Below are 4,223 nucleotides of genomic sequence, written 5' to 3'. Positions count from 1 at the left end.
TTTCGTATATGCATTATCTTTCAAAAAAGAAAAGACCGTTCACGTGTGACGGCCTTTTCTCCCAGCTTATTTGGTATGGGTAGCTGGCAAACCCGACTTACTTCGCATTTCTGCTCCGTATATGGACGCCCCTTATTCCTTCGATCAGGTTGCTCCTCAGCAGAGCCTGTCTAACAGCTTCAGGGCCGCATAACGAATATAGTCATTCTGCTTTGGTTTGGCAAATGCCTCAAAAAACCTTCTTTTCGATTTTAAAGCCTTGTGAGGCGGATTGAATTTCTAGCACCCCCTATCCTAGTAAGATCGGCTAGACCACATTAACAAGTAGCCAGAAGCCGAAAAATTGCTGCTTTAGAGTATGAACAGAGATGGATGCTAGAAGGGGTGGAATACTTACTGCAAAACTGCAAACAGTTTTTACTGCGAATTTAAATCTTTCTCAACGAGATCGAGAACATAGTCTTTGATTGTCGTTTGTAGGGAGAATACACGCATTTTCATACGCATATGCTGATCGGCTGGGACATCTATTGTTATACGTTTCGTTCCCCCACCTTTTGACTTGTGGATTTGCTCAATAATTTTTTGTTCTTCTTCCCTGCTATCAGGGCTTTGCTTAATGACTTCTTTTTTACTTCCGAGCTTTCCCAGGTTTATTTGCTTTTTCGCCATAGTTACCCTACTAAATTAAGAACTGAGGCCGTTTCTAAAACCTCATTTGTTAAGTTAATCATTTCCTGACGCGCTTTATCCGTATTATCTCCGGTGGCTTCATATACGCCTAATCCCTCAACACTGGCTTCATTGTAGATCGTTCGTGATCCGATTTGGATTTTCAAAAATGGTATGTCGTAGGTTTCTTCTAATGTGGTCTTAATCCCTCTATGGATAATTTTTCTTTCATCATATTCATTCAAAAGAAAATAGGCGGGAATTTCTCCTTTCATTCCCACAGCATCATTATACCGAGATAGAAATTTATCCATTGTACGAAAATCCTGAGCAGATGGCCTTAGAGGGATGATAATTAAATTGGCATTCACAATGATACTCGTAGTCATCGCTGATAACGAAGGTGTCCCGTCTACCAATACAATCTCATAATCTTGATGAAGGCTTTTGACAGCTTTGCTAAACCCCTTTTGTTCTACGGCACCAACTACAGTGATATTAGGTAAGTCTTCATCCCTGGCACCATTCCAACTCATGGAATTTTGGTTTTCATCTGTATCAACAATACAGACCTTATACCCCATGTGAGCAAGGCATACGGCTAGATTTTGGGTAATCGTTGATTTTCCCACACCGCCTTTTAGATTTGTTATCGCTATAATCATGTGCTTTTGTTTCTGCTATTGCTGTCCGGTAATATATCTCATTTTAAGCATAGTATAAAAGCCTTTGCAGTAAAAGTGTTAAAACTGCAAAGCGTACATACTGCAATACTGATAAACTTTTTGCAGTATTGCAGTATATTTCTATTTTTACTGCTGTTCAACAACGCTTAACGGATAGTCGTTAAGCGTATCATTATTAAACGTAACAGCCCTTATTATGGCCGGAGATAGCAAACCAAACGGCAAACCCGTTGCCTACTACATTGAATGGAGCTATGTACAGGCTCGATCCTTTGTTCTTAATTTTCTAGCCCTTGGCACTATGTTGATGTTCTACCGTGTTGGAACAATGATTGCTGAAACGGGCTTTCCTGATCTGGCTTTTATGCTCTGGATCATGCGCGGGGTTATGGTCGGCGTTGCTTACTACGCCATTGATTGGGGATTGAAGATTATTCTGACCGATGCAAGTGCTACCGCTGCCCCACCCTCTCATGTCAAAGATATTTCCGGTAATAAGATCGAGCCGCAAAAGCGTCAATCGGGCTATCTATGGCGTGTTGCGTTCTTTGCTGTGTTTATCACTACAGGGATTAGTCTGACATCAAACTTTTTCGTTTCTGCCGATCTTTCTGGAGAAAGCCATCTACCGCAGTATCTACAGACCTTGGAGCGTGAAACCCTGCGTGATAGCACAATGAAGATGCAAGCCTTTAATTTGCTGGAAGCGGCCCCTGCCCTCCAAAGCCAGATGCTTCGTGAGGCCCGGTCACAAGCCAAAGCCCTTCTAACCAAGGCGATCAATTCCGGATCTGCGTCATGGAAACGTGATTATTATGCCCATAGAGACAAAGCAGAAGCATGGTTTTGGACGTGTACCGCTTGCCCCAGGGAATATAAATCTTACCGAGGGCGCATCATAGCAGCCATTGCTGAAGGAGAACAGATCATCGCAGAGGCTGGAGGGTATACTCAGAGTATCACGGCCAGCCTCTCTCCTACCCTCTCACGTGAACTTGCCCAGGATAGCACCATGATCGAGGTTAAGAACGCTGTGTACCAGCTAGAGGCCGAACGTAAGGCCAGAGAGAAGACGATTAATATTGTTTTGATGATTATGACCCTTGCCGGAGCGATACTGGCTCTGGCACTCACATGGTTGCTTAAGAAGCACCGATTATACAACGGTCAACTTATAAACGATAATCCCGCACGGTTCCTCATGGTGGCTACGGATATAGGCAACCGTTTACGACGCCTGTTCTCGGATGTGCTCTATAGTCTCACGTTTCACCAACACGAACGCCTTTTAAAGCACGGATGGATCATTTCTTACACGGTTGAAGAACAGAACGTAACGGCTAGCTTGCACGCTACCGTTCATAATCATAAAAGTTGCGAATGGTGCGATAAACGGCTTATCGGAAAGCGATCCGATGCCAAATACTGCTCAGATGATTGTCGGGTGAAGTCAAACGCGGAGAAACGTGCAAGCCGTAGTAAAACAGCTTGATGGCAATAAAAAGAATATTTTTTAGCAGTATATACTGCAATCAGTTTAAACTGCAAAACGGCAATCAGGCTTAGCCCAACAAATAGCAAATATACTTGCTTCAAGCAGACCAGTTTGATATACTGGTTTTAATGAAGGAGAGCATCATGGAAACCATTGGATCATTCAAAGCAAAAACTCATTGGTCGGCATTGCTGGATAAAGTAGCGCTAGGGCAAGAGATCATTATTACAAAACGGGGTAAACCTGTTGCGCGATTAATTCCTGAGATCATAGACGATAACGATGATATCAATAGAGCTATTGAGGACCTTAAGACCTTGCGAAAAGGTGTCACCCTTGAAGGTATAAGCTGGAAGGCTTTGCGTGACGAGGGCCGCTTATGACCGATTTGGTACTGGATTGCTCAATTGCTGTAAGCTGGCTTTTTGAAGATGAAGCGAGTGAAACAACAGACAAGATTTTAGATATGGTCAGAGATAGGGGAGCGTGGGTTCCCAACTTGTGGCATTTAGAAGTGGTGAATGTGCTTATTCAAGCAAGCAAACAAAACCGGATACGCTATGCGTCCATTCCAAAACGGCTTGATGCGCTCTCTAAATTGCCAGTTAAAACGGATTTAGAGACGCATAGCCGCGCTTTTACAGATACCATTTATTTGGCTGAGGAACAAAAATTAACCTCTTATGATGCGGCTTATCTTGAACTCGCCTTTAGACGCACATTGCATTTGGCAACAAGAGACAAGGCGCTGCTAAAAGCTGCAAAGCGTTTGAATATACCTGTTTTGCTATAGGCATAGAGTGAAATACAAAGAGATGAAGCAGTATATACTGCAATCAGTTTTGCAGTATTGTATTTGAACCGTCATCGTCAAAGATCGGCCTCACGGAAATTTCCGTCAAGAACATGCCTTGCGGTTTTGAATCTCTTTTGGGATTTATTCCCCGCAGCTTGCTGCGTAAAATATTCGCGTGAGCGAATATATTCATAAAAGTCATAACGTACCGGTATTGCTTTATCATTTGGTGTTGCCTGCGCAGTATCGTCGTGCGGTTTTCGATGAAAAAGTTGACGAAGTTCTGCGTGATGTTTGTCTTGAGATAGAAAAGCGTTATGAGATCAAGTTTTTAGAGATTGGCACTGATGAAGATCATGTTCATTTTTTAGTCCAGTCTGTACCGATGTATTCGGTTAAGAAAGTGGTTCAAATGATCAAGAGTCTGACGGCTCGAGAGATTTTTCGTTTGTGTCCATCAGTTAAGAAACAGCTATGGGGTGGTGAGTTTTGGACAGATGGTTATTTTGCTAGCACAGTAGGTAAGCATGGTGATGAAACCAAGATAGGGAAGTATGTAAGAGAGCAGGGAAAG

Annotated in this window: 6 protein-coding genes; 4 read left to right on the top strand and 2 right to left on the bottom strand. The window is 42.9% G+C overall.

The window, feature by feature from the left end:
• Positions 1-417 precede the first annotated feature (417 nt).
• Entirely contained in the window at positions 418-672 is a 255-nt protein-coding gene (locus HRT75_RS14140; RefSeq protein ID WP_291188085.1) for a hypothetical protein, read from the bottom strand.
• Between the two features lie 2 nt (positions 673-674).
• Positions 675-1,337: a ParA family protein gene (locus HRT75_RS14135; RefSeq protein ID WP_291188083.1), complete on the bottom strand. Its 663-nt coding sequence runs from the start codon at positions 1,335-1,337 to the stop codon at positions 675-677.
• A 217-nt stretch (positions 1,338-1,554) separates the two neighbouring features.
• Between HRT75_RS14135 and HRT75_RS14130 the strand changes: the two genes are divergently transcribed.
• From HRT75_RS14130 to tnpA, 4 genes are all read left to right on the top strand, one after another.
• Complete coding sequence (locus HRT75_RS14130; protein ID WP_291188080.1) at positions 1,555-2,850, top strand: hypothetical protein; 1,296 nt, start codon at positions 1,555-1,557, stop codon at positions 2,848-2,850.
• Between the two features lie 131 nt (positions 2,851-2,981).
• The gene (locus HRT75_RS14125; protein ID WP_291188077.1) at positions 2,982-3,236 is read left to right on the top strand and encodes a type II toxin-antitoxin system prevent-host-death family antitoxin; all 255 of its coding nucleotides are present in this window, start codon (positions 2,982-2,984) and stop codon (positions 3,234-3,236) included.
• Positions 3,233-3,646 carry a type II toxin-antitoxin system VapC family toxin gene (locus HRT75_RS14120; RefSeq protein ID WP_291188074.1) on the top strand — a complete coding sequence of 138 codons (414 nt, stop codon included), beginning with the start codon at positions 3,233-3,235 and terminating at the stop codon, positions 3,644-3,646. Before HRT75_RS14125 ends, HRT75_RS14120 begins: the two co-directional genes overlap by 4 nt.
• A 178-nt stretch (positions 3,647-3,824) precedes the next feature.
• Positions 3,825-4,223 (top strand): IS200/IS605 family transposase (tnpA, locus tag HRT75_RS14115; protein ID WP_291188071.1); only part of this gene is annotated, 399 nt, incomplete at its 3' end.

Origin of the sequence: Gilvibacter sp. (genome assembly GCF_013214815.1) — a bacterium.
Taxonomy (GTDB): domain Bacteria; phylum Bacteroidota; class Bacteroidia; order Flavobacteriales; family Flavobacteriaceae; genus Gilvibacter.
This window is presented reverse-complemented; position numbering and strand designations above follow the sequence as displayed.

Excerpts from the sequence above, each read along its gene's own strand:
- HRT75_RS14140 (WP_291188085.1), bottom strand. The coding sequence starts at position 672 with ATGGCGAAAAAGCAAATAAACCTGGGAAAGCTCGGAAGTAAAAAAGAA.
- HRT75_RS14135 (WP_291188083.1), bottom strand. The coding sequence starts at position 1,337 with ATGATTATAGCGATAACAAATCTAAAAGGCGGTGTGGGAAAATCAACG.
- HRT75_RS14130 (WP_291188080.1), top strand. The coding sequence starts at position 1,555 with ATGGCCGGAGATAGCAAACCAAACGGCAAACCCGTTGCCTACTACATT.
- HRT75_RS14125 (WP_291188077.1), top strand. The coding sequence starts at position 2,982 with ATGAAGGAGAGCATCATGGAAACCATTGGATCATTCAAAGCAAAAACT.
- HRT75_RS14120 (WP_291188074.1), top strand. The coding sequence starts at position 3,233 with ATGACCGATTTGGTACTGGATTGCTCAATTGCTGTAAGCTGGCTTTTT.